Source organism: Streptomyces griseiscabiei (assembly GCF_020010925.1).
Classification (GTDB): Bacteria; Actinomycetota; Actinomycetes; order Streptomycetales; family Streptomycetaceae; genus Streptomyces; species Streptomyces griseiscabiei.
Genome location: NZ_JAGJBZ010000001.1, coordinates 699,767 through 723,020, shown reverse-complemented (window position 1 = coordinate 723,020; position 23,254 = coordinate 699,767). Strand labels below are relative to the sequence as shown.

26 protein-coding genes are annotated in these 23,254 nt (G+C 72.1%); 15 read left to right on the top strand and 11 right to left on the bottom strand.

The features are described from left to right. Positions 1-253: 253 nt before the first annotated feature. Positions 254-994 (top strand): FadR/GntR family transcriptional regulator, encoded by a 741-nt coding sequence (locus J8M51_RS03130; protein WP_179203480.1) that lies wholly within the window; start codon positions 254-256, stop codon positions 992-994. A gap of 18 nt (positions 995-1,012) precedes the next feature. After that, positions 1,013-1,483: a protein-tyrosine phosphatase family protein gene (locus J8M51_RS03125; protein ID WP_086763169.1), complete on the top strand. Its 471-nt coding sequence runs from the start codon at positions 1,013-1,015 to the stop codon at positions 1,481-1,483. 118 nt (positions 1,484-1,601) lie between these two features. On the opposite strand, the gene J8M51_RS03120 is transcribed toward J8M51_RS03125, so the two are convergent. Then, positions 1,602-1,976: a hypothetical protein gene (locus tag J8M51_RS03120; protein ID WP_143673455.1), complete on the bottom strand. Its 375-nt coding sequence runs from the start codon at positions 1,974-1,976 to the stop codon at positions 1,602-1,604. A gap of 58 nt (positions 1,977-2,034) precedes the next feature. Between J8M51_RS03120 and J8M51_RS03115 the strand changes: the two genes are divergently transcribed. Beyond that, positions 2,035-2,364 (top strand): hypothetical protein, encoded by a 330-nt coding sequence (locus J8M51_RS03115; RefSeq protein ID WP_086763165.1) that lies wholly within the window; start codon positions 2,035-2,037, stop codon positions 2,362-2,364. 172 nt (positions 2,365-2,536) lie between these two features. Here J8M51_RS03115 and J8M51_RS03110 read toward each other — a convergent pair whose 3' ends face one another. From J8M51_RS03110 to J8M51_RS03100, 3 genes are all read right to left on the bottom strand, one after another. Next, a complete protein-coding gene (locus J8M51_RS03110) occupies positions 2,537-3,193 on the bottom strand; it encodes a M15 family metallopeptidase (RefSeq protein ID WP_086763163.1) in 657 nt (218 codons plus the stop codon). Between the two features lie 370 nt (positions 3,194-3,563). Beyond that, positions 3,564-6,686, bottom strand: coding sequence for an AfsR/SARP family transcriptional regulator (locus J8M51_RS03105; RefSeq protein ID WP_267298946.1), 3,123 nt, complete (start codon positions 6,684-6,686; stop codon positions 3,564-3,566). 258 nt (positions 6,687-6,944) lie between these two features. Next, on the bottom strand, positions 6,945-7,541 hold the full coding sequence (locus J8M51_RS03100) for an HD domain-containing protein (protein WP_086755804.1): 597 nt from the start codon (positions 7,539-7,541) through the stop codon (positions 6,945-6,947). Positions 7,542-7,838: 297 nt separating this feature from the next. On the opposite strand from J8M51_RS03100, the gene J8M51_RS03095 reads away from it, so the two are divergent. The 6 genes from J8M51_RS03095 (at position 7,839) to J8M51_RS03070 (ending at position 12,157) form a co-directional block, all read left to right on the top strand. After that, positions 7,839-8,075: a hypothetical protein gene (locus J8M51_RS03095; protein ID WP_086755805.1), complete on the top strand. Its 237-nt coding sequence runs from the start codon at positions 7,839-7,841 to the stop codon at positions 8,073-8,075. A 58-nt stretch (positions 8,076-8,133) separates the two neighbouring features. Beyond that, positions 8,134-8,265, top strand: coding sequence for a hypothetical protein (locus J8M51_RS46085; RefSeq protein WP_317852980.1), 132 nt, complete (start codon positions 8,134-8,136; stop codon positions 8,263-8,265). Beyond that, the gene (gene recO / locus J8M51_RS03085; RefSeq protein ID WP_086755806.1) at positions 8,262-9,011 is read left to right on the top strand and encodes a DNA repair protein RecO; all 750 of its coding nucleotides are present in this window, start codon (positions 8,262-8,264) and stop codon (positions 9,009-9,011) included. The genes J8M51_RS46085 and recO overlap by 4 nt, the downstream gene beginning before the upstream one ends. A gap of 60 nt (positions 9,012-9,071) precedes the next feature. Continuing rightward, positions 9,072-9,920 carry an isoprenyl transferase gene (locus tag J8M51_RS03080; protein WP_086755807.1) on the top strand — a complete coding sequence of 283 codons (849 nt, stop codon included), beginning with the start codon at positions 9,072-9,074 and terminating at the stop codon, positions 9,918-9,920. Between the two features lie 3 nt (positions 9,921-9,923). Further along, positions 9,924-10,484 carry a YcxB family protein gene (locus J8M51_RS03075; protein ID WP_256964682.1) on the top strand — a complete coding sequence of 187 codons (561 nt, stop codon included), beginning with the start codon at positions 9,924-9,926 and terminating at the stop codon, positions 10,482-10,484. A gap of 287 nt (positions 10,485-10,771) precedes the next feature. Continuing rightward, on the top strand, positions 10,772-12,157 hold the full coding sequence (locus J8M51_RS03070) for a histidine-type phosphatase (protein ID WP_086755808.1): 1,386 nt from the start codon (positions 10,772-10,774) through the stop codon (positions 12,155-12,157). A gap of 58 nt (positions 12,158-12,215) precedes the next feature. Here J8M51_RS03070 and J8M51_RS03065 read toward each other — a convergent pair whose 3' ends face one another. The 4 genes from J8M51_RS03065 to J8M51_RS03050 all read right to left on the bottom strand — a co-directional run bounded on the left by J8M51_RS03065 (position 12,216) and on the right by J8M51_RS03050 (position 15,435). Then, positions 12,216-12,623 (bottom strand): Fur family transcriptional regulator, encoded by a 408-nt coding sequence (locus J8M51_RS03065; RefSeq protein WP_086755809.1) that lies wholly within the window; start codon positions 12,621-12,623, stop codon positions 12,216-12,218. A 71-nt stretch (positions 12,624-12,694) separates the two neighbouring features. Further along, positions 12,695-13,639 carry a metal ABC transporter permease gene (locus J8M51_RS03060; RefSeq protein ID WP_086755810.1) on the bottom strand — a complete coding sequence of 315 codons (945 nt, stop codon included), beginning with the start codon at positions 13,637-13,639 and terminating at the stop codon, positions 12,695-12,697. A 13-nt stretch (positions 13,640-13,652) separates the two neighbouring features. Next, complete coding sequence (locus J8M51_RS03055) at positions 13,653-14,420, bottom strand: metal ABC transporter ATP-binding protein (protein WP_086755811.1); 768 nt, start codon at positions 14,418-14,420, stop codon at positions 13,653-13,655. Between the two features lie 52 nt (positions 14,421-14,472). Continuing rightward, complete coding sequence (locus J8M51_RS03050) at positions 14,473-15,435, bottom strand: metal ABC transporter substrate-binding protein (protein WP_086755812.1); 963 nt, start codon at positions 15,433-15,435, stop codon at positions 14,473-14,475. Positions 15,436-15,662: 227 nt separating this feature from the next. On the opposite strand from J8M51_RS03050, the gene J8M51_RS03045 reads away from it, so the two are divergent. Next, on the top strand, positions 15,663-17,045 hold the full coding sequence (locus tag J8M51_RS03045; protein WP_086755813.1) for a glycine--tRNA ligase: 1,383 nt from the start codon (positions 15,663-15,665) through the stop codon (positions 17,043-17,045). A 141-nt stretch (positions 17,046-17,186) separates the two neighbouring features. Here J8M51_RS03045 and J8M51_RS03040 read toward each other — a convergent pair whose 3' ends face one another. Then, entirely contained in the window at positions 17,187-18,302 is a 1,116-nt protein-coding gene (locus tag J8M51_RS03040) for an endonuclease/exonuclease/phosphatase family protein (protein WP_086755814.1), read from the bottom strand. 180 nt (positions 18,303-18,482) lie between these two features. On the opposite strand from J8M51_RS03040, the gene J8M51_RS03035 reads away from it, so the two are divergent. The 3 genes from J8M51_RS03035 to J8M51_RS03025 all read left to right on the top strand — a co-directional run bounded on the left by J8M51_RS03035 (position 18,483) and on the right by J8M51_RS03025 (position 21,172). Beyond that, positions 18,483-19,463, top strand: coding sequence for a DUF4394 domain-containing protein (locus J8M51_RS03035; protein WP_086755815.1), 981 nt, complete (start codon positions 18,483-18,485; stop codon positions 19,461-19,463). A 72-nt stretch (positions 19,464-19,535) separates the two neighbouring features. Continuing rightward, positions 19,536-20,552 carry an aldo/keto reductase gene (locus J8M51_RS03030; protein WP_267298945.1) on the top strand — a complete coding sequence of 339 codons (1,017 nt, stop codon included), beginning with the start codon at positions 19,536-19,538 and terminating at the stop codon, positions 20,550-20,552. A 26-nt stretch (positions 20,553-20,578) separates the two neighbouring features. Next, on the top strand, positions 20,579-21,172 hold the full coding sequence (locus J8M51_RS03025; protein ID WP_267298944.1) for a TetR family transcriptional regulator: 594 nt from the start codon (positions 20,579-20,581) through the stop codon (positions 21,170-21,172). A gap of 30 nt (positions 21,173-21,202) precedes the next feature. Here J8M51_RS03025 and J8M51_RS03020 read toward each other — a convergent pair whose 3' ends face one another. Together J8M51_RS03020 and J8M51_RS03015 are read right to left on the bottom strand one after the other, a co-directional pair. Further along, positions 21,203-21,613 (bottom strand): DUF4259 domain-containing protein, encoded by a 411-nt coding sequence (locus J8M51_RS03020; protein WP_267298943.1) that lies wholly within the window; start codon positions 21,611-21,613, stop codon positions 21,203-21,205. Between the two features lie 32 nt (positions 21,614-21,645). Then, complete coding sequence (locus J8M51_RS03015) at positions 21,646-22,110, bottom strand: VOC family protein (RefSeq protein WP_216587039.1); 465 nt, start codon at positions 22,108-22,110, stop codon at positions 21,646-21,648. Positions 22,111-22,131: 21 nt separating this feature from the next. Here J8M51_RS03015 and J8M51_RS03010 point away from each other — a divergent pair, with 21 nt between their 5' ends. Further along, the gene (locus J8M51_RS03010) at positions 22,132-22,800 is read left to right on the top strand and encodes a CGNR zinc finger domain-containing protein (protein WP_086761425.1); all 669 of its coding nucleotides are present in this window, start codon (positions 22,132-22,134) and stop codon (positions 22,798-22,800) included. Between the two features lie 16 nt (positions 22,801-22,816). Further along, positions 22,817-23,248: an SRPBCC domain-containing protein gene (locus J8M51_RS03005; protein WP_086761423.1), complete on the top strand. Its 432-nt coding sequence runs from the start codon at positions 22,817-22,819 to the stop codon at positions 23,246-23,248. Positions 23,249-23,254 lie beyond the last annotated feature (6 nt).

Below are 23,254 nucleotides of genomic sequence, written 5' to 3'. Positions count from 1 at the left end.
CGCGACCTTAGGAGCACCTGTGAGGGGGGTCAAGTGATCGCACACGAATGGCGTACCTGCCAAAGGTGCGACCAATGGCGGAGTGGCGGCGGATCAAGGGTCGACGAGAAGTCCGGTATGAAACAACGACCGTCGAGGGTCCGTTGGGCGAGAGTTTCCCGGCTTCGCCACCGGGCGTTAACCTGGCGTTCCCCTGGCCAGTTCACGTGGTTTCCGTCCGGAGGTGGGACGTCGGATGTCCGGGGAGCGTACGATGCGGCGCATGTCTCAGGAGAGCGGGAGCCGGCGCCGGCCCGAACGGCGGGTGAGCAGCCAGATCCAGGACGAGGTCATGCGGCTCATCCTCGACCGGGGGCTCCAGGCGGGCGCCCCCCTGCCGACCGAGACCGAGCTGATGGAGGACCTCGGCGTCAGCCGCAACTCCGTCCGGGAAGCCCTCAAGGCCCTCCAGGCCCTCGACATAGTCGACATCCGGCACGGCTACGGCACCTATGTCGGCGAGGCGTCCCTCACCCCCCTCGTCGACGGCCTCACCTTCCGCGCCCTCGCCCGGCCCGACGGCGACACCGCCGCGCTCGCCGAGATCCTGCAGATCCGCGAGATCCTGGAGGACGGTCTCGTACGGCGGGTCGCGGCCACCCTCACGGACGAGGAGCTGGACGGACTCGCGGCCGTCGTCGACCGGATGGAGGCGGCCCAGCGGGCGGGCGACCCCGTCGCCGAACTCGACCGCGACTTCCACGAACTCCTCTACGCCTCCCTCGGCAACACCCTCGTCCCCCAGCTCCTCGGCGCCTTCTGGACCGTCTTCCTGCGTGTCGCCGGCGCCCGCGGCTGGACCGACGACCCCACCCCCGAGCTGACCATCCGCCGCCACCGCGACATCGTCGCCGCCCTGCGCGCCCGCGACGTCGAGGGCGCGCAGCGGGCGATGTCCGACCACTTCAGGGGCATCGAGACGAGAGCGGCGCAGGCGTCGCGAGGGGTGGGCTAGACCATGGAGGAGACAGGCATGGAGGGGACGGGCGTGGAGGGGACGAGCACGGAAGGGGCGGGCATCGAGCCCTGGGACCCGGCCGGTCCCGGGGTCCTGCGGCTGCCGTCGGGGCGGCTGGTGCGCGGCCGGGGGCTCCGCCGTCCGCTCCCGGACGGCCAGGTGCCCACCTACGCCGTGTACTGCCTCGGCAAGGAACCGCCCGAAGTGCCCTGGGCCGCCCACTGGTTGCGCTGGCCCGACTTCCGGCTCCCCGGTGACCGCGCGGAGGCCGCCGAGGTCCTGCGGGACGCCTGGGACCGGGCGACCGCCGACCGCGTCGAACTCGCCTGCGGCGGCGGCCGGGGCCGCACCGGCACGGCCCTGGCCTGCCTGGCGGTGCTGGACGGCGTACCCGCCGAGGAGGCCGTGGCGTATGTCCGCGGCCACTACGACCGGCACGCGGTGGAGACGCCGTGGCAGCGGCGGTATGTACGGGAATTCGGCTGAACCAGCGGGAGCCGGCGCAGGCAAAACGATTCTCTGTGCTCCCTTTCGGATATTTACCGGGTAATCCGAGAAAACAGGTCCGTGAGGGGGGGGCCGGGCGGCACCATGAGGCGGGAGATCACTTCGCTGATCCGGCCGGAACCCGCCCGTCGAACCCACAGTCGAGGCAGTCAGTGACGACACCACCTTCGCCGCCCACGCCACCTGCCCCGTCCGACTCCCGAGGGCACACCTTCGCGATCATCGCCGCGGCCGTGATCACCGCGGCGGCGACCGTCACGGTGGGGGTGATGGCCGCTTCGGGCCCCGAGGATTCCAGGACCGACACCGCACGCGCGTCCGACACCGCACGCGCGTCCGACGGGACGTCGTCGCCGGCGCAGTCACCCACCGTGACCCACACCCCGACGCCCACTTCGACCCCGACTCCCACCCTGTCCGCGATATCGACGCCGCCTCCGCCTGCGCCGCAGCCCTCGACGCCCGATCCCACGCTCACTCAGCCCCTCATCCGGTCGGGAGGGCTGGCACCGGAGCTGGCCGGAACCTGGGTGGGCAGCGCCACGGAACTGAACAGCGACTCGACCGACGCCTACCGCGTGCGGCTGGAACTGACGGTCGGCGCCGTCGCCGAGGACGTCGGCGAGGTCCACTACGAGATGCGGGGCTCCCGGTGCCAGGGCGACCTCACCCTGCTGGCGGTGGACGCGGTCAGCGGGGCGATCGTCCTAGGCGAGTTCATCGAGACCGGCAACTGTGTGAAGGGCGGGCGGATCACCCTCACCCCGATGCCGGACGGCAGCCTGGACTTCGCCTACACGGGCGCCAAGGTCGACGGCTCCGAGCAGGCGGTGAACGCCGCGCTGGAGAAGGTCCGTTGAGGCCGGCGGCCCCTTCCCCGCCACCCCTGCCCGTCCCATCCACAGGGTGCTGCCCCTGACCCCCGCTACGGGGTTGCCGCCGAGGCGGCACGGAGGACGGGGTGCAGCCCTCGGGGATGGGACGGGTAGGGACGGCGGGGCGGAAGGGCCGGGTGCCGGTGCCGGTGGCGGGCTAGGTGTCGGTGCTCGCGGGGCCGTACAGGGCGTGGGGCGCGCCCGTCATCAGGGCCCAGTAGCGGTCGCCGTACGACCAGTGCCACCACTCGGTGGGGTAGTTGACCAGCCCGGCCGTGGTGAGCGCGGCGCTCAGGGTGCGACGGTTGCGGCGGGCGGTGTCGGAGATGTTCGGCGCGTCGGTGTAGCAGGCGTCGTCGCTCTCCTCGGGGCTGGCGTCCAGACGCGTGCCCATGTCGAGTTCCTTCCCGGCGGCCGTGCACAGGGTGAGGTCGACGGCGGCTCCGGCGACGTGCGGCCCGATCTCCGGCGGCGACAGGGAACGGCTGGTCTGGACGCGGAGATACTCCTGCGACCAGTCGGGGTTGGCCTCGCGCAGTTCGGCGGCGTACCGCTCGAAGTACTCGATCTGCAGCGTGAGCGGCCGGTACCCCTCGGTCACCAGCAGCCGCAGCCCGTCGGGCAGCAGCCGGGCGGCGCGGGCGAGACGCCAGGCGACGCCCTCGCGGAGATGCGCGTACGAGCCCTCCGGGTCGGCTTGGCGGGAGTCGACCACGACGAAGGGCAGGTCCCGCAGATCGACGAGGGACTCACCGCACTCCTGGACCGGGACACCGGCGACCTCGGGGTCGCTCATGAGGATGATCGAAGGCATGCGTCGTCTTCCACCGGGCGGAGGGTGCGATGCGGCGGGGTGCGTGGCAGCACCCCGGGGAGGGACCAGATCCCCTGATGTCCCTCCCCGGGGGCTTCCCCCCTTGAGTGGTGGTTCGTGGCCTGGCTCCGGGCATCCCCCGAGCCCGTCCTGGTGCTGCGATCCCACTGTTGTCACGTTCCCACCGGTCCGTCCCCTGTGCGCTCCGGTGGGCCGACCGGCCGGGCGGTGGTCGCCCGGCCGATCCGTTGTTCCCCCGAGAACAACGAGAATGGCGCACTCCGCTGGAAGTTCTCTGCAAGTCCGCCGCAAGCGGGTTTCGGCCTGCCGGAGGGTCCGGAAATCGCCTAGGGGGTCCGCGGTACGGGGGTCACACCCACGGCCACGGCTCGTTGCGCTCGCGCGCCTCGCAGGTGTCGAACACCGCCATCGCCTCCGCGCGCAGCGCCTGCGCGCCCGCCCGGTCGCCGAGCGCGGCCCGGACGACGGAGAGGTTGCGCAGGGCGCGGGCCCGGGGGAGGGGCAGCGCGAGGACGTCCCAGAGGGCGGCGGAGGCGGTCAGCAGCCCCTCCGCGTCCGCCGGCCGCCCGTCGGCGAGCGCGCACTCGCCGAGCGTGCGCAGGGTCAGGGCCTCGCCGAAGCGGTCCTCGTGGACCCGGCAGACCTCCACGATCTCGTGCAGCTCCGCCTCCGCCTCCCGGACGTGTCCCAGCCGCATCCGGGCCTTGGCACGGGCCCGCAGGGCGTACGCCGCCATGTGCGGGTCGCCGAGCGCGCGCAGGATCTCCAGCGCCTGTTCGGCCACCCGCGCGGCCTCCTCGTACGCGCCGAGCGAGCGGTGCACCAGGCTGAGCGTGCGCAGCGCCAGCGCCTCGCCGCGCCGGCTGCCGAGCCGCCGGTAGGCCCGCAGCGACTCGTCCAGCAGCGGGAACGCGCCCTCCTGGTCGCCGAGTTCCAGGCGTACGGAACCGCCGTACCGGCAGGCGACCCCGACGCCGGTGTCGTCGCCGACCCGCCGGAAGCCGTCGGCGGCGTCGGTCAACGCCCGTTCGGCGTCCCGGAGTTCGCCGACCTCGCGGCAGGCGCTGCCGAGGCCGGCGAGGGCGGCGGAACGGCCGCGTACGTCGCCGAGTTCGGTGCAGATGCGTTCCGCCGTACGGAAGTACTCCTGGGACTCGGCGATGCGGTCCTGTTCGTAGCGGAGCTGGCCGAGGCCGATGATCAGCAGGGCCTCGCCCGAGCGGTCCTCCGCGCGGCGGGCCGCCGCGAGGGCGGCGTCGTGGCTGCGCCACCAGGCGTCGAAGCGGTTCTTGATGGCGAAGGAGGAGGAGCACAGCGCGGCGGCGGCTTCGCAGGCGAGGGTGTGCAGGCCCATGGCCGCCGCGCGCTCCACCGCGTTGGTGAGGGTGTCCGCCTCCGCGTCGAACCAGGCGAAGGGGTCTTGGAGGGCTCGGTGGGTTGTTCGCGCGCCTACGGGGGTGGGGGCTTCTGCTGTTTCGCGGCTTTCGGCCGAGTGTGGTTGATCGCGCCCGCGCGGCGGAGCCGCATGTGTCACGGCCCCGCGCCCCTTGGGGGCGAGACTCTGTCTCAAGGTGACCGCGCCCGACGGGGACTTCTCCGTGACCCGGTCCATCAGCCACAGGCCCGCGCTCAGGGCCCGGCCGATCGCCGCCGTACGGTCCTCCACCGGGTCCTCCGCCTCGGCGCGTTCGCCGGCGTAGACGCGGACCAGGTCGTGCAGGCGGTAGCGGGGCTGGCCCACGTGGTCGGTGCCGGGGCAGGTGATGAGCTGGGCGTCCAGGAGGCGTTCGAGGATCTCCTCGGCCTCGTCCTCGGAGGTGCCGGAGAGCGCGGCGACCGTCCACAGGGCGACATCGGCCGAGCCGAGCGCGGCGACCCGGCGCAGGACGCGGCGGGCGCAGCCGTCGAGGGCCTGGTAGCTGAGGCCCAGGCCGGCCCGGACCTCCAGGTCGCCCACGGACAGCTCGTCCAGGCGGCGGTGTTCGTCGGCGAGGCGCTCGGCGAGCACGCTGGGCGTCCAGTGGCGCCGGGTCGCGAGCCGGGCGCCCGCGATCCGCAGGGCCAGCGGCAGACCGCCGCACAGCTCGACGATGCGGCGGGCGGCGGCCTGTTCACGCGGGTCGTCCGGGGTGCGGTCCGGGCCGGTGACCCGGGTGAGCAGTTCCAGGCCGCGGGCGTCGTCCAGGACGTCCAGGTCGGTGCGCCGGGCCCCGACGAGACCGCCGAGCCGGGCCCGCGAGGTCACCAGGACCCCGCAGCTGGCGCTGCCCGGCAGCAGCGGCCGTACCTGGGCCTCGCCGTTCGCGTCGTCCAGGACCAGCAGGATCCGCCGTCCGGCGACCAGGCTGCGGAACAGGTCGCCGCGCTCGGCCGTGTCCTCCGGCGGGTCCGCGCCGAGCGCCCGCAGCAGCCGGCCCAGGACCTCGGAGGGCGGTACGGGCTCGCTGAAGCCGTGCAGTTCGGCGTAGAGCTGTCCGTCGGGGTAGTACTCGGCGACCCGGTGCGCGGCCTGCACGGCGAGCGCGGACTTGCCCACCCCGGCGGCTCCCGAGACCACGACCACGGGCATCGCCTCCCGGGCGCCGGTGAGCCCCGCGACGACCCGCGCGAGTTCCTCCTCGCGGCCGGTGAAGTCGCCGATGGCGGGCGGGAGGAGGGACACCGGCCGGGGTACGGCCGCGGGCTCCCGGGGCGCCGGGGCGGCGGCCGTGGCCGCGGGGGCGAGCAGGGCCGGGTCGGCGCGCAGGATGGCCTCGTACAGCCGGGTCAGCTCCGGGCCGGGATCGAGGCCCAGCTCCTCGGCGAGCACGGCCCGGCCCTCCGCGTGGACGGCCAGCGCGTCGGCCTGCCGGCCCAGCCGGTACAGGGCCAGCATCAGCTGTGCGCGGGGCCGCTCCCGGGCCGGATGGTCCCCGACCAGCGCCGTCAGTTCGGTGACCAGTTCCGCCTCGTGCCCGCCTGCCTCCAGCTCGGCGGCGATACGTTCCTCCAGGGCCGCCTGCCGGGCCTCCTCCAGCCGGCCCGCCTCACCCCGCAGCGCGTCCCCGACCCCGCCGAGCGCGGGCCCGTGCCACAGCTCCAGGGCCTCCCGCAGCCGCCGGGCGGCCTCCGCGTGGTCGCCGTCGGCCGAGGCCCGCCGTGCGTCGGCCGTGCGGGTCTCGAACTCCGCCAGGTCGACCCGGCCGACGCCGGGCCGCATCACATACCCCGGGGGGCGGGTCTCGATCGCCTCCGCCGCCTCGGCGGGCAGGGCCCGCCGCAGCGCCGACACATACGTCTGCACCAGGGCCCGCGCGGTGTCCGGCGGCTCGTCCCCCCAGATCACATCGACCAGCGCGTCCGCGGGCACCACCTGTCCGGCCCGGAGCAGCAGCACGGCCAGCAGGGCACGCGGTTTCGGCCCGCCCAGCCGCAGGGGTCTGTCACCGTGCCATGCCTCGACCGGGCCGAGCAGTCGGAATTCCAGCTCCACGGGTCCCCATCTTCCGTGCCGTCGGACCGCCGGGACAGCGGTTGCTCACGCAACGTTCGACGCTCATGCACGCCGAGTGGTTTCCCAGGGCGCGTGATGCGCCAGTGAGTTGTCGGAAAACGGGGGAACCGAAGGGAATCTTAGGTGGACAACGCGGAGATTCCCCGCGTAGGTGAGGACCAACTGTGACGATGCTGTGAGGGAGCCCCGGGTCCGCGGAACGCCGCCCTCCGGGGCTGCGCGGGGAGGGGCCGGGGGCTACGCGCGGACGGGGTGGGCCGCCTGGAAGGCCAGCCGCCGGTCCGCGTCGGCGCCGAGCCGCTCCAGCAGGTCGTCGAGCGCGAGGAACTCCTCCCACACGGGCCGGCCGCTCACCGCGGCCAGCCGTGCGACGACGAGGTCCTCCAGCTCCCCGACCCGCTTGTTCTTCCACACCTTGTCCGCGAGCGCCACCAGCAGATCCTCGACCCCGGCCGCCGGTCCCGCCCACGCCGCGTGTGTCCCCGCGAACCTCGCCCACTCCGGCTCGACCCCGCGCTCCAGCAGCAGCCGGCGCCCGGCCTCCTCGTGCGCGGACCCGGGGCCCGACAGCTCCCCGGGGTGTGCGATCTTCCCGATGTCGTGCGTGGCCGCGCCGAAGAGCACGCCCGCGCGGTCGAACGGCAGCTCCGGGTACCGCCGCTCCAGCCAGTCGGCCAGCTCGTACGCCACGTCGTGCACGAGCCGCAGATGTGCCGCGAGCCGGGGCGGGGCACCGAGGGCGCGCAGCAGTGCGGCGGCCCGCTCCGGCAGGGGGCGCAGGGGCGGGTCGGTGACGGCGGTCAGCGGGTCGGCCGGGCGTGAGGACGCGTTCACGGGATGTGTATACCGGCCCGGGGGGTCCCTTGGGCGAGGTCCAACGCCTTTGTGCGGTCCCGAAGTTGTAAGGGACAGACTCCCGCCGAGTTTAGACACAGCAGGTCACCGGTGGGATGCGAAGAGTGAAATTCGGTGACACGGGGGAGCACCGTGAAGGCAGTGGGGGAAAGGCCCGGGGGCGACACTCGGCGGGTGCGTCGAAGAGGCGGAGGAATCGGTGGAGGAATTGCGGCGGACGGCCGGGAAGGCGGGAATTGTTCTGCCGGTACCGGGTAATTCGGCGGCGGCCCTGCGGTGAGCGGTAACGGTAACGGGAAGAAGCCGGCGATCGGGACCTACGCCGTCGACACCCGCACCGGGAAGGTCGGCCGGGTGATGGGCCACGAGGGCCCGTACGTCCAGCTGCGGCCGGTCGGCGGCGGACGGGAGTGGGACTGCGCCCCCGAGGCCGTACGGGCCGCCACGACCATAGAACGGCTCCGCGCCGCGACCGCGTACGAGAACGCCCGCAGCCGGGGCGAGGTCCCTTGAAGGGGTGCCCACGGCCCGAGGTCCCGCCACGGGGTGGCCGTAGGCGAGAATGGGCGGCATGAGCCTGTTCCGCGACGACGGTGTCGTCCTGCGCACCCGGAAGCCGGGTGAAGCGGACCGGATCATGCCGTGGTCTCCCGGGGGGCGCCCCCGGTACTCCCAGCAGGAGACCCTCGGGGGCGTGCGATGAGTCTCTTCCGCGACGACGGCGTGGTCCTGCGCACCCAGAAGCTGGGTGAGGCGGACCGGATCATCACGCTGCTCACCCGGGGGCACGGGCGGGTGCGGGCGGTGGCGCGGGGGGTGCGGCGGACCAAGTCGAAGTTCGGGGCGCGGCTCGAACCCTTCTCGCATGTGGACGTGCAGTTCTTCGCCCGGGGCAGCGAGCTGATCGGCCGCGGGCTGCCCCTGTGCACCCAGAGCGAGACCATCGCCCCGTACGGCGGCGGCATCGTCAGCGACTACGCCCGCTACACCGCCGGGACGGCCATGCTGGAGACGGCCGAGCGGTTCACGGACCACGAGGGCGAGCCCGCCGTGCAGCAGTATCTGCTGCTCGTCGGCGGGCTGCGCACCCTCGCCCGCGGCGAACACGCCCCGCACCTCGTCCTCGACGCCTTCCTGCTGCGCTCGCTCGCCGTCAACGGCTACGCCCCCAGCTTCAGCGACTGCGCCAAGTGCGGGATGCCCGGCCCGAACCGCTTCTTCTCCGTCGCCGCCGGCGGCTCCGTCTGCGTGGACTGCCGGGTGCCCGGCAGCGTCGTACCCTCGCCGCAGACGCTGGCTCTGCTCGCCGCGCTTCTTACGGGAGACTGGGAGACCGCGGACGCGAGCGAGCCGCGGCATGTGCGGGAGGGCAGCGGGCTGGTGTCCGCCTATCTGCACTGGCACCTGGAGCGCGGCCTGCGCTCCCTCCGGTACGTGGAAAAGTCGTAAGTCGCACAGATCAGCGGTACCCCAGCGGTACCTCAGCGGTACAGAGGAGACGAGAAGCACATGGTGGTACGCGGGTTCCTGGGGCGTCAGCGCCGCGAGTACGAGGCACCGACGCCGCACCCGTCCGGCGCCCGCGCGCCCAAGCTCCCCGGTGAGCTGGTCCCCAAGCATGTGGCGATCGTGATGGACGGCAACGGCCGCTGGGCCAAGGAGCGCGGGCTGCCGCGCACCGAGGGCCACAAGGTCGGCGCCGAGCGGGTGCTCGACGTCCTCCAGGGCTCGATCGAGGTCGGCGTCCGCAACATCTCCCTGTACGCCTTCTCCACCGAGAACTGGAAGCGCTCGCCCGACGAGGTCCGCTTCCTGATGAACTTCAACCGTGACTTCATCCGCAAGACCCGCGACCAGCTCGACCAGCTGGGCATCCGGGTCCGCTGGGTGGGCCGGATGCCCAGGCTGTGGAAGTCGGTCGCCAAGGAACTGCAGGTCGCGCAGGAGCAGACCAAGGACAACGACTTGCTGACCCTGTACTTCTGCATGAACTACGGCGGCCGTGCCGAGATCGCCGACGCCGCCCAGGCCCTCGCCGAGGACATCCGCGCGGGCCGCCTCGACCCGTCCAAGGTCAACGAGAAGACCTTCGCGAGGTACCTCTACTACCCGGACATGCCGGACGTGGACCTCTTCCTGCGCCCCAGCGGCGAGCAGCGCACCTCCAACTACCTGCTCTGGCAGAGCGCGTACGCCGAGATGGTCTTCCAGGACGTGCTGTGGCCGGACTTCGACCGCCGTGACCTGTGGCGGGCCTGCGTGGAGTTCGCCTCCCGCGACCGCCGCTTCGGCGGCGCCGTCCCGAACGAGGAACTGCTCGCGATGGAGGCCGCGATGGAAGGCCGGACGGAGGGCTGACCGTTGGCGGAAGCCGGTGGGGCCGGTGAGGTGGGCGGGCCCACCGGTGCCGCCGGGGAGAACGTCGAGCTGGTGTACCGGGCGGTGGCCGGTGACTTCCGCGAGGCGGTCCGCGCGTCGTTGCGCGCCTCGGCCGCCGGCCGGTGGGGGCGGGGGCTGCTGTGGTTTTCCGCCGTGGCGGGCGCGCTCGCCACGGCGCCGTCGCTGGCCCTCGGTGGTACGCCCGACGCGCAGGTCCTTGTGACGCCGGTGGCGGCGGTCGTCGGACTCGTCCTGCTGCCCCGCCTCCAGGCCCACCTGCTCCACCGGCGGGCGGCGGCCCGGGGGCTGCACCGCACCGTGCTGGACCTGTGGGGCGTGACCGTCGAGCACGACCGGGGCACCGAGCGCCCGGCCACCTGGTCGAAGGTGTCGCGGTACGCGGAGACCCCGCACACCTTCGTCCTGCTCGGCGGCGGCCACGCGCCCCGCCTCACCGTGCTGCCGAAGCGGGGACTCGCCGACCCCGCCGACACGGACCGGCTCCGCGCCGTCCTCGCCCGCGAAGGCCTGCCCCGGGTGTAGTGGCCGGTGCCGGCACCGAGGGCCCCGGCCCCGAGCTACTGGGCGCCGAAAGAGCACGGGGCGTAGCCCCTGCTTTTTCAGGGGCGCGGGGAACTGCGCGAGCAACCACGACGCATCCGCACCCGCCCCCGAGCTACCGGGCGCCCCTCTCACACCCCCGCTTGGCGCACGCCGGAGCGGCGCTTGGGGCGGACCATACTTTTCAGCCATGGCGCGTTCATGTCCTCCGCGAACCATGGGAGAGATCCCCGGCCCTGCCGGACCTCCCGTGACGGAACGGTTCCACCATGAGACGCACCACCCCCGCCGTGGCCCTCGGGCTGAGCGCGCTGCTGGCCGCCGCCCCGCTGTCCGCGCAGGCCGCCTCCTCCGGGCACACCTCGGCCACGGCCCTCTCGTACGGCACGAAGGCCACGTACGCGCCGCGGCAGAACGCCCGCACGTACCAGAGCGCCCCCCAGGGCTTCGTGCCGGTGTTCACGGAGAACGTCTCCCGGCACGGCTCGCGCTCCGCCACCGACAGCTCGGACGGCGACCTGATCCTCGCCCTGTGGGACAAGGCCGGGAGCGAGGGGCAACTGACCTCGCGCGGGCGGGAGTTCGGGCCCCGGGTGCGCGCCCTCGAAGCCGCCATGGCGAAGGTCGGCTACGGCAACCTCAGCGGGCGCGGCAAGCGGGAGATGCGGGACACGGCCACCCGGCTGGAGAAGCGGCTGCCGGAGCTGTTCCGGCGGATCGCCAGGGCGCCCGGGAGCGCGGAGAAGATCGACGTGGTCAGCTCCGGTCAGGGCCGGGCCGTCGACAGCGGCACCGCCTTCGCCGGCGCCCTCGGTGACGCCGCCCCCGCCGTCAAGCCGCTCATCGGCCCCGCCCGCGTCGACAAGAACCTGCTGTACTTCCACAAGTCCTCGGGCGGCGCCGCCTACCAGGACTGGCTGGCGAACGACCAGCGGCTCGCGGACACGCTGAGGGACATCAAGGACCAGCCGGCCACCGCCCGTGCCGCCCGGAACGTCCTGAAGAAGATCTTCAAGCCGGCCTTCGTACAGCGGATCGAGGCCGGGGAGTTCGCCTCGACCGGCAGTGCCGTCGACGCCGCCGAGGCCGTCTACAACCTCTACGCCATCGCCCCCGCGATGAGCGAGGAGAGCCCCGGCGGCAGGGGCTGGGGGATGGACCGGTACATCGCGCGGCGCGACGCCGCCTGGTTCGGCTACCTCGGCGACGCCGAGGACTTCTACGAGAAGGGCCCGAGCTTCGCCGACAGCGACATCACCTACGGGATGGCGAACGTCCTGCTCGACGACTTCTTCAAGCAGGTCGAGGCCAAGCGCGACGGCACGAGCAAGCTGGGCGCGGAGCTGCGGTTCACCCACGCCGAGGAGATCATCCCGCTCGCCGCGCTGATGGGGCTGCCCGGCAGTACGAAGGGCGTCACCGCCGGCCGGCCGTACACCTACGCCGACAACGCCTGGCGCGGCGCGGACGTGGCCCCGCTGGGCGCCAACATCCAGTGGGACGTCTTCAGGAAGGGCTCCACCTACGCCGTGCGCATGCTCTACAACGAGAAGGAGACCGCCTTCAAGACCGGCTGCCGGCCGATGTCGAAGCACAGCTCGTTCTACGAACTGAACGAACTGGAGCGCTGCTTCGGGCGGAAGCCCCAGGGCTAGCCCACCGCTGGGGCACCCCGGGGCTAGGGCCCTGTGGCGCCCCCGGGCCCGCCCCGGATCACTTCGCCGCGCAGTCCACGCAGGTGCCGAAGATCTCCACCGTGTGGGCGACGTTCACGAAGCCGTGTTCCGCGGCGATCGCGTCGGCCCACTTCTCGACCGCCGGGCCCTCCACCTCCACGGCCTTGCCGCAGACCCGGCAGACCAGGTGGTGGTGGTGCTCGCCGGTGGAGCAGCGGCGGTACACCGACTCGCCGTCGGAGGTGCGCAGGACATCGACCTCGCCCGCGTCGGCGAGGGACTGGAGCGTGCGGTAGACGGTGGTGAGGCCCACCGAGTCGCCCTTGTGCTTGAGCATGTCGTGGAGTTCCTGCGCGCTGCGGAACTCGTCGACCTCGTCGAGTGCCGCGGCCACGGCCGCCCGCTGCCGGGTGGAACGACCTCGTACGGGTCCGGCGGTCGTCACCGTTGCCTCCTCACGTAGCGGTCTTGCGGGGGCCATTGTGCCAGCCCCCGCGGACCCGGGTCGGCGTCCGGTCAACCCGCGGACCCCTCGACGGGGCCCCGGGCGGCCGGAACCGTGTCCCTGGCGACCCCCGCCCCGGCGGCCTCACGGGCTCCCGGGACCACGCACTCCGCCGGGTCGCCTGCCGCCGCCTCCAGGGCCTTCGCCCGCCTCCTGGCCAGCGGGGTCGCCAGCCCGGTGAGCACCATGAACGCGGCGATGGCGAGCAGCACGATCGTCGCGCCGGGCGGCACGTCCTGGTAGTACGAGGTGACCGTGCCGCCGATCGTCACGGAGACCCCGAGCGCCACGGCGATCGCGAAGGTCGCCGCGAAACTGCGGGTGAGCTGCTGCGCGGCGGCGACGGGCACGACCATCAGCGCGGAGACCAGCAGCAGCCCGACGACGCGCATGGCGACCGTCACGGTCACCGCTGCCGTGACCGCCGTCAGCAGGTTCAGCGCCCGCACCGGCAGACCGGTGACCCGGGCGAACTCCTCGTCCTGGCTGACCGCGAAGAGCTGCCGGCGCAGCGCCAGCGTCATCACGATCACGAACGCGGCGAGCACGCAGATCGCGGTGATGTCCTCCTGCGACACGGTCGACAGCGAGCCGAAGAGGAACGACATCAGGTTGGCGTTGGTGCCGCCCGGCGCGAGGTTGATGAGCATCACACCGCCGGCCATACCGCCGTAGAAGAGCATGGCGAGCGCGATGTCGCCGCGGGTCTTGCCGTACCAGCGGATCAGCTCCATCACCACGGCGCCGACGACCGAGACCAGCGTCGCCATCCACACCGGCGACCAGGAGAGCATGAAGCCGAGGCCGACGCCGGTCATCGCGACATGGCCGATGCCGTCGCCCATGAGGGCCTGGCGGCGCTGGACGAGGTAGATGCCGATCGCGGGGGCGGTGATGCCGACGAGGACGGCGGCGAGCAGGGCCCGCTGCATGAAGGCGTAGTCGAGGAATTCCATCAGGGGCGCCTTCTCAGCTCAGCAGACCCGTGCGGACGGGCTCGGTGCCCGGGGCCGCGTGCGGGTGGACATGGTCGTGGCCGGGCAGCGCGTGCTGGCCGACCGCCTTCGGGGGCGGGCCGTCGTGCGTGACACAGCCGTCGCGCAGCACCACCGCGCGGTCGATCAGCGGCTCCAGCGGGCCCAGTTCGTGCAGGACCAGCAGCACGGTCGTGCCCTTCGCCACCTGCTCGCGCAGGGTCGCGGCCAGCACCTCCTGGCTGGCCAGGTCGACACCCGCCATCGGCTCGTCCATGATCAGCAGCTCGGGTTCGGAGGCGAGCGCGCGGGCGATCAGCACCCGCTGGTGCTGGCCGCCGGAGAGGGCGTTCACCGAGTCCTTGGCGCGGTCCGCCATGCCGACCATCTCCAGGGCGTGCCGGATCGCCGCGTGGTCGGCCTTGCGCAGGATGCCGAGGCGGGTGCGGGAGAGCCGGCCCGAGGCCACGATCTCCGTCACCGTCGCCGGGACACCGCCCGCCGCCGTGGTGCGCTGCGGCACGTACCCGAGGCGCCGCCACTCGCGGAAGCGGCGCCGGGGGGTGCCGAACAGCTCGATCTCGCCGTCGCCGATCGGCACCTGCCCGATCACCGCGCGGACGGCGGTCGACTTGCCGGAGCCGTTGGCGCCGAGCAGCGCGACGACCTCACCGCGGTGCACGGTGAGGTCGATGCCGCGCAGCACAGTGCGCGAGCCCAGTTCGGCGCGGACTCCGCGCAACGAGATGACGGGCTCGTTCATGCCTGCTGCCTCCGGACGATCGGCGAGGTGATCGACAAGGTGATCGAAAAGGTCACTTGGCTCCCAGGGCGGTCCGGAGAGCCTTGAGGTTGGCCTCCTGGACCGAGAAGTAGTCCTTGCCGCGCGACTTCTCGGTGATGCCCTCGATCGGGTCGAGGACGTCGGTCCTGAGATCGGCGTCGGCGGCGATGGTCTTCGCGGTCTTGTCGCTGACGAGTGTCTCGTAGAACACGGTGGTCACGCCGTCGGCCTTCGCCATCTTCTCAAGTGCCTTGACCCGGGCGGCACTCGGCTCCGACTCGGGGTCGAGACCGGAGATGGCCTCCTCGGTGAGACCGTAGCGCTCGGCGAGGTAGCCGAAGGCGGCGTGGGTGGTGATGAAGACCTTGGTCCTCGTGTTCTTCAGCCCGTTGGTGAACTGGTCGTTGAGCGCGCCCAGCTTCATGACCAGGGCCTCGGTGTTGGTCTTGTAGGTGTCCGCGTGGTCCGGGTCGGCCTTCTCGAAGGCGGCGCCGACGCCCTTGGCGACCTCGGCGTACTTCACCGGGTCGAGCCAGATGTGGGGGTCCTTGCCCTCCAGCTCCTCGTTCTCGTGCTCGTCGTGCTCGGCCGAGTGGCCGCCGACCTCGTTGCCGTGGTGCTCCATGGCGGTCAGCGTCGAGGCGTCGATCCTCGTCTTCAGGCCGGACTGCGCGACCGCGTCGTCCACGGAGGGCTGCAGACCCTTGAGGTAGAGCACCGCGTCCGACTCCTGGAGCGCGGCCGTCTGCTTGGCGCTGATCTCCAGGTCGTGCGGCTCCTGGCCGGGCTCGGTCAGACTGGTCACGTTCACGTACTTCCCGCCGATCTGCTCGGCGAGGAAGGCCATCGGATAGAACGACGCGACGACGTCGAACTTGTCGGTGTTGCCCGCGGCGGCGCTGTCGCCGCCGCACGCCGTGAGAGTGGTGAGACCGAGGGCGGCGGCCGCGGTCGCCGCCGCGGGTATCAGGAGTCGTCGTCGTACTACGTTCATGACAGTCATTTTCATCTTATCTGGAAACGATTGTCAACAAGCCAGGTGGTAAGCCCTTGGTAAGGCCTTTGTCCGAGTCTCGGCCCTCTCCGTCCGTCTCCTTCTCCGAACCGATTTGATCGGAGGGCAGGCCCCGCCGGTAATCTGAAGCATTCGCTCTGAAGCGCGTTCGCTTCCCTCCAGGGGCGCATCGCTTCGTCGCCCGTCGTCGTAATGAAGAGAGCACCGTGGCCGCCGACAAGATCGACACCATCGTCAGCCTGAGCAAGCGCCGTGGCTTCGTATTCCCGTGCAGCGAGATCTACGGCGGCCAGCGTGCCGCCTGGGACTACGGACCGCTGGGTGTCGAGCTCAAGGAGAACATCAAGCGTCAGTGGTGGCGCTACATGGTGACGTCGCGCGAGGACGTGGTCGGTATCGACTCGTCCGTCATCCTGGCCCCCGAGGTCTGGGTCGCCTCCGGCCACGTCGCCACCTTCTCCGACCCGCTCACCGAGTGCACCTCCTGCCACAAGCGGTTCCGCGCGGACCACCTGGAGGAGGCGTACGAGGCGAAGAAGGGCCGCCTGCCGGAGAACGGCCTCGCGGACGTCAACTGCCCCAACTGCGGTACGAAGGGCCAGTTCACCGAGCCCAAGCAGTTCTCGGGTCTGCTCTCCACGCACCTCGGCCCCACGCAGGACACCGGCTCCGTCGCCTATCTGCGCCCCGAGACCGCCCAGGGCATCTTCACCAACTTCGCCCAGGTGCAGACCACCTCGCGCCGCAAGCCGCCGTTCGGCATCGCCCAGATGGGCAAGTCCTTCCGCAACGAGATCACGCCCGGCAACTTCATCTTCCGCACCCGCGAGTTCGAGCAGATGGAGATGGAGTTCTTCGTCAAGCCGGGCGAGGACGAGAAGTGGCAGGAGTACTGGATGCAGGAGCGGTGGAACTGGTACACCGGCCTCGGCATGCGCGAGGAGAACATGCGGTGGTACGACCACCCGCAGGAGAAGCTCTCCCACTACTCCAAGCGCACCGCCGACATCGAGTACCGCTTCCAGTTCGGCGGCAACGAGTGGGGTGAGCTGGAGGGCGTCGCCAACCGCACCGACTTCGACCTCTCCGCGCACTCCAAGGCCTCCGGCCAGGACCTGTCGTACTACGACCAGGAGTCCAGCGAGCGCTACACGCCGTTCGTCATCGAGCCCGCCGCCGGTGTCGGCCGCACGATGCTGGCGTTCCTGCTCGACGCGTACAACGAGGACGAGGCGCCCAACGCCAAGGGCAAGCTGGAGAAGCGCACGGTGCTGCGGCTCGACCACCGCATCGCGCCGGTGAAGGTCGCGGTGCTCCCGCTCTCCCGCAACCCCGAGCTGTCCCCGAAGGCCAAGGGCCTCGCGGCGGCGCTGCGGCAGAACTGGAACATCGACTTCGACGACGCGGGTGCGATCGGGCGCCGGTACCGTCGCCAGGACGAGATCGGTACGCCGTACTGCGTGACCGTGGACTTCGACACGCTCGACGACAACGCGGTGACCGTGCGGGAGCGGGACTCGATGAAGCAGGAGCGGGTGTCTCTCGACCAGATCGAGGGTTACCTCGCGGGTCGGTTGGTCGGCGCCTAGGCGTTTTCCGGGTCAGCGTCTGCCTGGCTCGGGTTGATGGCCGGCCGCGGGTTAGTCGTGGCTGATCGCGCAGTTCCCCGCGCCCCTTCAAGGGCCTTCGGCCCCTCGGGGTGCGGGGAACCCGGCGTTTCGCAGGGGCCGTCACAGGTCCAGGTCGGCGAAGAGGGCCGCGTGGTCCGAGGCCTGGTCGGCCTTCGAGGTGACCGTGGTGAAGGACTCGAAGGTCCTCGGGGCCCAGATGCCCCGGCGCTCCACGCCCACATGCGTCACCCGGTCCCACAACTCCGGGCTGAACATGAGGTAGTCGAGCTTCTGCTCGTCGCGCTTGCCGGTGCCGTGGGTGCCCGGGGGCTGGGCGCCGTAGCTGTCGTGGGTCATGGCCTCGCGCAGGCCCGCGTCGAGGAGGAGCCTGATCGGGGGGCTGGCGAGCGAGTCGTTGAGGTCGCCGGCGACCACGACGCGTGAGGAGCGGGTGAGGGCGGCCTCGTAGATCTCCCTGACCCGCTTCGCCTGGGCCTTGCGGCGCCTGTCGTTCTCGGAGGCCTTGCCGAAGCCCTTGCTCTTGAAGTGGTTGCCGAGGATCCACAGCGGCTCGCCGCCCACCTCCACCTCGAACTCGGGGCAGTCCCGGCTGAAGACCGGGGTGCCGTTGTCGCCGAGGTCGAAGATGTGCGACCGCACGGAGGTGACCGGGAAGCGGCTGAGGATGCCGACGTCGATGCCCCGGCTGTCGTTGCCGTCGACGAGCAGATTGAACGGGTACGGGTCGTGCCCGGCCGTGCCGCCCAGCACCTGGGTGTTGAAGCGGTCCAGGGTGAGCCGGTCCTCCACCTCGACCACGAGCAGGATGTCCGCGTCGATCTCGGCCATCACCCGGGCGGTGTTCTCCACCGCGTCCCAGCGGATGTCGCCCCGCACCAGCTCGGCCCAACCGGACCACTTCGCCCGGCCCTTGGCGACGACCTTGACGGGCGGGCCGCCGGCCGTGGACACGGTGTAGAGCTTGGCGCCGCCCCGGGGCTGGTTGACGTAGAACGGGCGGCGGCTGCCCGCGTTCGAGTCCTGTGCGTCGTGCTTCACGATCAGCTCGGCGATCCGCGCCTTGTCCGCCTCCTGGTAGATCTCCTTGCCGAGGAGAGCGACCAGTTCGGTGAAGTCGTCCAGGATCTCCTTGCGCCGCTCGTCGTCGTCGAGGCCGAACACCGTCGGCCGGCGGAAGAGGTTCTCGGCGTTGAAGGTGGCGATACGTATGCTCACCCCTCGAATTGTCCGAGAGCGGACGAATGGTGTCCAACGGAATGACAGGGAGGCTTGGTCCGTTCCCGCCCCGTTCCCGGAAATTTCCCGTACGACCCACCAATCCGGGCCCTTCCCCGCGCCGAAGGAGAGGTCATACGGCCCGCAGGGGGCGGGCCGCTCGGTTTCACGGGGGCGTACATGCGCAAGCAAGCGATTATCGGCGTACTCACGATGACGGTGGCGATCGGCACGGTCGGCGCGGTCGGGGCGGGGGCGCTGGGCGGATCGTCCGGGTCGTCGGCGTCGTCCGGGACGTCGGCGTCGTCCGGGTCGTCGGAGGACGGGACGGCCGGTCCCGGGGCCGGCGTCGAGGCCAAGGGCGGCGTCCTGGGCGCCGGCGGGGCGAAGGTGCCCGCCCGGCTGAAGGCGGTCGGTCTCACCGCCGATCAGCGGCTCGTCGTCTTCCGCGTCGACAGGCCGGGCGCCGTCGCCCCGCTGGGCCGGATCGGCGGCCTGAGGGGCGACACGAAGCTCGTCGGCATCGACTACCGCGTCCAGAACAGCAAGCTGTACGGCGTCGGCGACAAGGGCGGCGTCTACACGATCCGCGAGGTGGGCGCCAAGGCCACCAAGGTCTCCCAGCTCACGGTCGCCCTCCGGGGCACGGCGTACGGGGTGGACTTCAACCCCGCCGCCAACCGTCTCCGGGTGATCAGCGACACCGGCCAGAACCTCCGCCACAACCTCGACGACGCCCAGGGCGCCCCGGCCGCCGGCACCACGGCCGTCGACGGCACGCTGACCGACCCGCCGGTCCCGCCCGCCACGGCCGGTGTCACGGCCCGGGGGGTGACCGGGGCGGCGTACACGAACAACGACCTCGACGCCGCGACGGCGACCACCCTCTTCGACCTCGACACCGCCCGGGACCGGGTGTCGCTCCAGTCCCCGGCCAACGCGGGCAGCCTCGCGCCCACCGGCGGCCTCGGCGCCGACGCCCCGGCGGACTCCGGATTCGACATCTACGGCTCGGCGGGGAGCGGGATGAACGCCGGGTACGCGGTGACGGGGAAGCGCCTCTTCGGCGTCGACCTCCTGACGGGGAAGGCGAGTCCGATGGGCGCCTTCCCGAAGGGGCGGCAGGTGGTGGACCTGGCGATACCGCTGCGGCAGGGGTGATCACACCCAGGTGCTGACACATGACAGCTGACAGATATTGAAATCTGTCAGCTGTCATGTCATGGTGGACGTATGACGAACACGATGCGGACCCGCACCCTCGGCTCCACCGGCCCCCAGGTCTCCGCCCTCGGCCTCGGCTGCATGGGCATGTCCGCGCTGTACGGAGAGGCCGACCGGACCGAGTCCGTCGCGACGATCCACGCGGCCCTCGACGCCGGTGTGACCCTGCTGGACACGGGCGACTTCTACGCGATGGGCCACAACGAACTGCTGATCGGCGAGGCCCTGCGCAGCGCGCCCGCCGCCCACCGGGAGCAGGCGCTGACCAGCGTCAAGTTCGGGGCGCTGCGTGACCCGGACGGGGCCTGGTCCGGGTACGACGGCCGCCCGGCGGCGGTGAAGAACTTCGCCGCCTACTCCCTCCAGCGCCTCGGCACCGACCACATCGACGTCTACCGGATCGCCCGGGTCGACCCCGACGTTCCGATCGAGGAGACGGTCGGCGCGATCGCGGAACTGGTCGAGAAGGGGTACGTCCGCCACATCGGCCTGAGCGAGGTCGGCGCGGAGACGATCCGCCGCGCCGCCGCGACCGCCCCGATCACGGACCTCCAGATCGAGTACTCCCTCATCTCGCGCGGCATCGAGGACGAGATCCTGCCGACCGCGCGCGAGCTGGGCATCGCGGTCACGGCGTACGGAGTCCTGTCCCGGGGCCTGATCTCGGGCCACTACACCCGCGACCGGCAGCTGGCGGCGGGGGACTTCCGGAGCTTCTCGCCCCGCTTCCAGGGGGAGAACCTCCGGCACAACCTGGACCTGGTCGAGGCCCTGCGGAAGATCGCCGAGCAGAAGGGCGCGTCGGTCGCGCAGATCGCGATCGCCTGGGTGCTCTCCCGCGGCGAGGACATCGTCCCGCTCGTCGGGGCCCGCCGCCGGGACCGGCTGACCGAGGCGCTGGGCGCGCTGGAGGTGACCCTGGACGCGGCCGACCTCGCGGCGATCGAGGACGCCGTACCGTCCGGCGCGGCGGCGGGCGAGCGCTACCCGGCGGCCCAGATGGCACACCTCGACAGCGAACACTGACCGCGCCCCCGGTTACGGTTCCCTCCATGTCACCTTCACCGGCCTCCGAGGCCCTGACCGCCGAGCGCATCCTCGAAGCGACCGAGGAGGTGCTGCGCCGCCACGGGCCCGCCAAGGCCACCGTCGTCGACGTGGCCCGCGCGCTCGGCGTCAGCCACGGCAGCGTCTACCGCCACTTCCGTACGAAGGCGGTGCTGCGGGAGGCGGTGACCAAGCGCTGGCTGGACCGCACGACGGCGACCCTCACCGCGATCGCCAGTGAGGACGGCGACCCCGAGGCCCGGCTGCGCGCCTGGCTCGCGGCCCTCTTCGACGCCAAGCGGCGCAAGGCGGGCGAGGATCCGGAGCTCTTCGCGACCTACCAGGTCCTCACCGAGGAGAACGGCGAGGCGGTCGGCGCCCACCTCGCCGACCTGACGGCCCAGCTGGCCCACATCGTCCGGGCCGGTATCGAGTCCGGCACCTTCGCCCCCACCGATCCCCCCACCACCGCCCGAGCCGTCTTCCACGCCACCGCCCGCTTCCACGACCCCTCCTACGCCCCCGTCTGGCAACAGCCGGACATCGAGGAGCAGTTCGGCGCGGTGGTGGAGCTGGTGGTGCGGGGTCTGCGGGCCTGAACGGGTGCGCGGCTCCGGTGCCGACCGTCGTCAGCCGCCGGCGTCCAGCCCCTCACCGATCGACCGCACTTCCCTCCGCCAGGCGAGGCCATCACCGTCGTCCACCCAGCCCCGCGCAAGCTCGGACCCCTCCCCTGTGACGCGCCGAAGCGCTTCACGGGCCAGCGCCCGCAGGGGCACGGGCAGCCGGGGCAGCGGTTCCTTCGGCCCGTCGTCGGGGTCGATCACCACGCCGCTGCCGGGTACTTGAGCGGCGACCAGAGCGGCAGCGGCGACGGCTTCCGCCCCGTCCCCGCCGTCCACCCGGTCGCCGGAGTCCACGGCACGCTGGAGCGCCCTCCGCAGCACCTCGACGACCTGCTCGGGTGGCAGCCCCTCCATCGCGTCGACGAAATCCGCGGCGAGATCACTGTCGAACGGCCCGGTTCCCCACGTTCCCATGGTCGTCGTGTATCCCTGGCGCGCGTCTTCGCCTACGCCGCGCAGAACTCGTTCCCCTCCGGATCCCGCATCACCCACCAGTGTCCCGCCGGCCCTCGGTCGAACTCCTCGACGCGGGTGGCGCCGAGGGTCTCCAGACGGGCGAGCAGGGTGTCCAGGCCGTCGGGCTCCGCGTGGATGTCGATGTGGAGGCGGTTCTTGCCCGTCTTGGCTTCGGGGACGTCCTGGAAGAGCAGGCGGCGGCCCCTGCCGATGCCGGTGAAGGGGTCGTACGGGTCGTCGGGGTGCCGGACGGCGGCGTAGCCGCGGAAGACGTGGTGGCCGTTGTGCTCGGCGACGGCGGCCTCGGGGAGGTCTCCTGTGGCGAGGAGGTGGGTGATCAGGGTGCTCGGGTCCTCCACCTCGTAGCCCAGCGCCGCGGCCCAGAAGTCGGCCTGGGGCTGGGCGTCCCGGGTGTCGATGACCAGCTTCCAGTTCAGTGCGGTGGTCGTAGCCATGTAACCGGTTATATTGGTTACATGGGTTCGACGTCCAGGGCATCGGCTGCGAAGGGGGTGCCGGGAGTGTCGGCAGCGGGTGGCATCCGGCTCCGGTCCTACTCCGGGAACGTCTACCGGTTCGATCCCGGCGCGCTGTGTCTGGAGCTGCTCGTCACCGGCGGCCCCGGCGCCCTGGCCCGCTTCGAGGTGCTGCACACCCCCGACGACCTGGTCGCATGGGCCGATCAGTCCCGGCTCACCCCCACGCCCCTCGCCCTGCGCGTCACGGCGGAGGACGTGGCGTACGCCCGGCGGCTGCGCGACGCGCTGACCCGTACGGTCGTCTCCCGTGTCGTCGGCGGCGCCGGGCTCCCCGAGCTGGGCATAGCCCCGGCGGACGCCGCCGACCTCGGCCTCGTCAACGAGGCCGCGGCCCGCCCCCCGCTCGCCCCGGCGATCGGCGCGGACGGCACCCGGGGCTGGGCCGCGGGTACGGCGACCGGCGAGCAGCTGCTGTCCACCGTCGCCCGCGATGCCGTCGACCTCCTCACCGGGCCGTACGCGGAGCGGATCCGGATGTGCGCCGGTGACCGCTGCCATCTCCTCTACGTCGACACCTCGCGCCCCGGCCGCCGCCGCTGGTGCTCGATGGAGCACTGCGGCAACCGCCACAAGGTCCGCGCCCACCGCGTACGGCAGAAGTCCTAGAGAAAGGGTGATCCTCATGCCCGTTCGATCCAGTCGATCCAGTCGATCCAGTCGATCCACCGGACTCACCAAGGACGCCGGATGGCAGGTCGGGGTCTCCCGCACGCTGCCCCAATCGCCCTCCGCCGTATGGGAGTTCATCAGCGGGCCGCGCGGGCTGGAGCTGTGGCTGGGGGCCGGGGCGCGGCTCACTCCCGAGCAGGGTGCCGGGTACGAGACCGACTCGGGCGCCACGGGCGAGGTGCGCGGCTACCGGCCCGGTGACCGTATCCGCGTCACCTACGGCGACACGACCGTCCAGGTCGCCGTCTCGGCGGCCGGGGGCGGCAGGTCGGTGCTGGTCTTCCACCAGGAGCGCATGGCGGGTCCCGAGGAGCGGGAACGCCAACGGGCCCACTGGCGGCGTGTGATGGACCGGGTCGCCGAGGCGCTCGGTCGACTGGGCTGAGCGCCC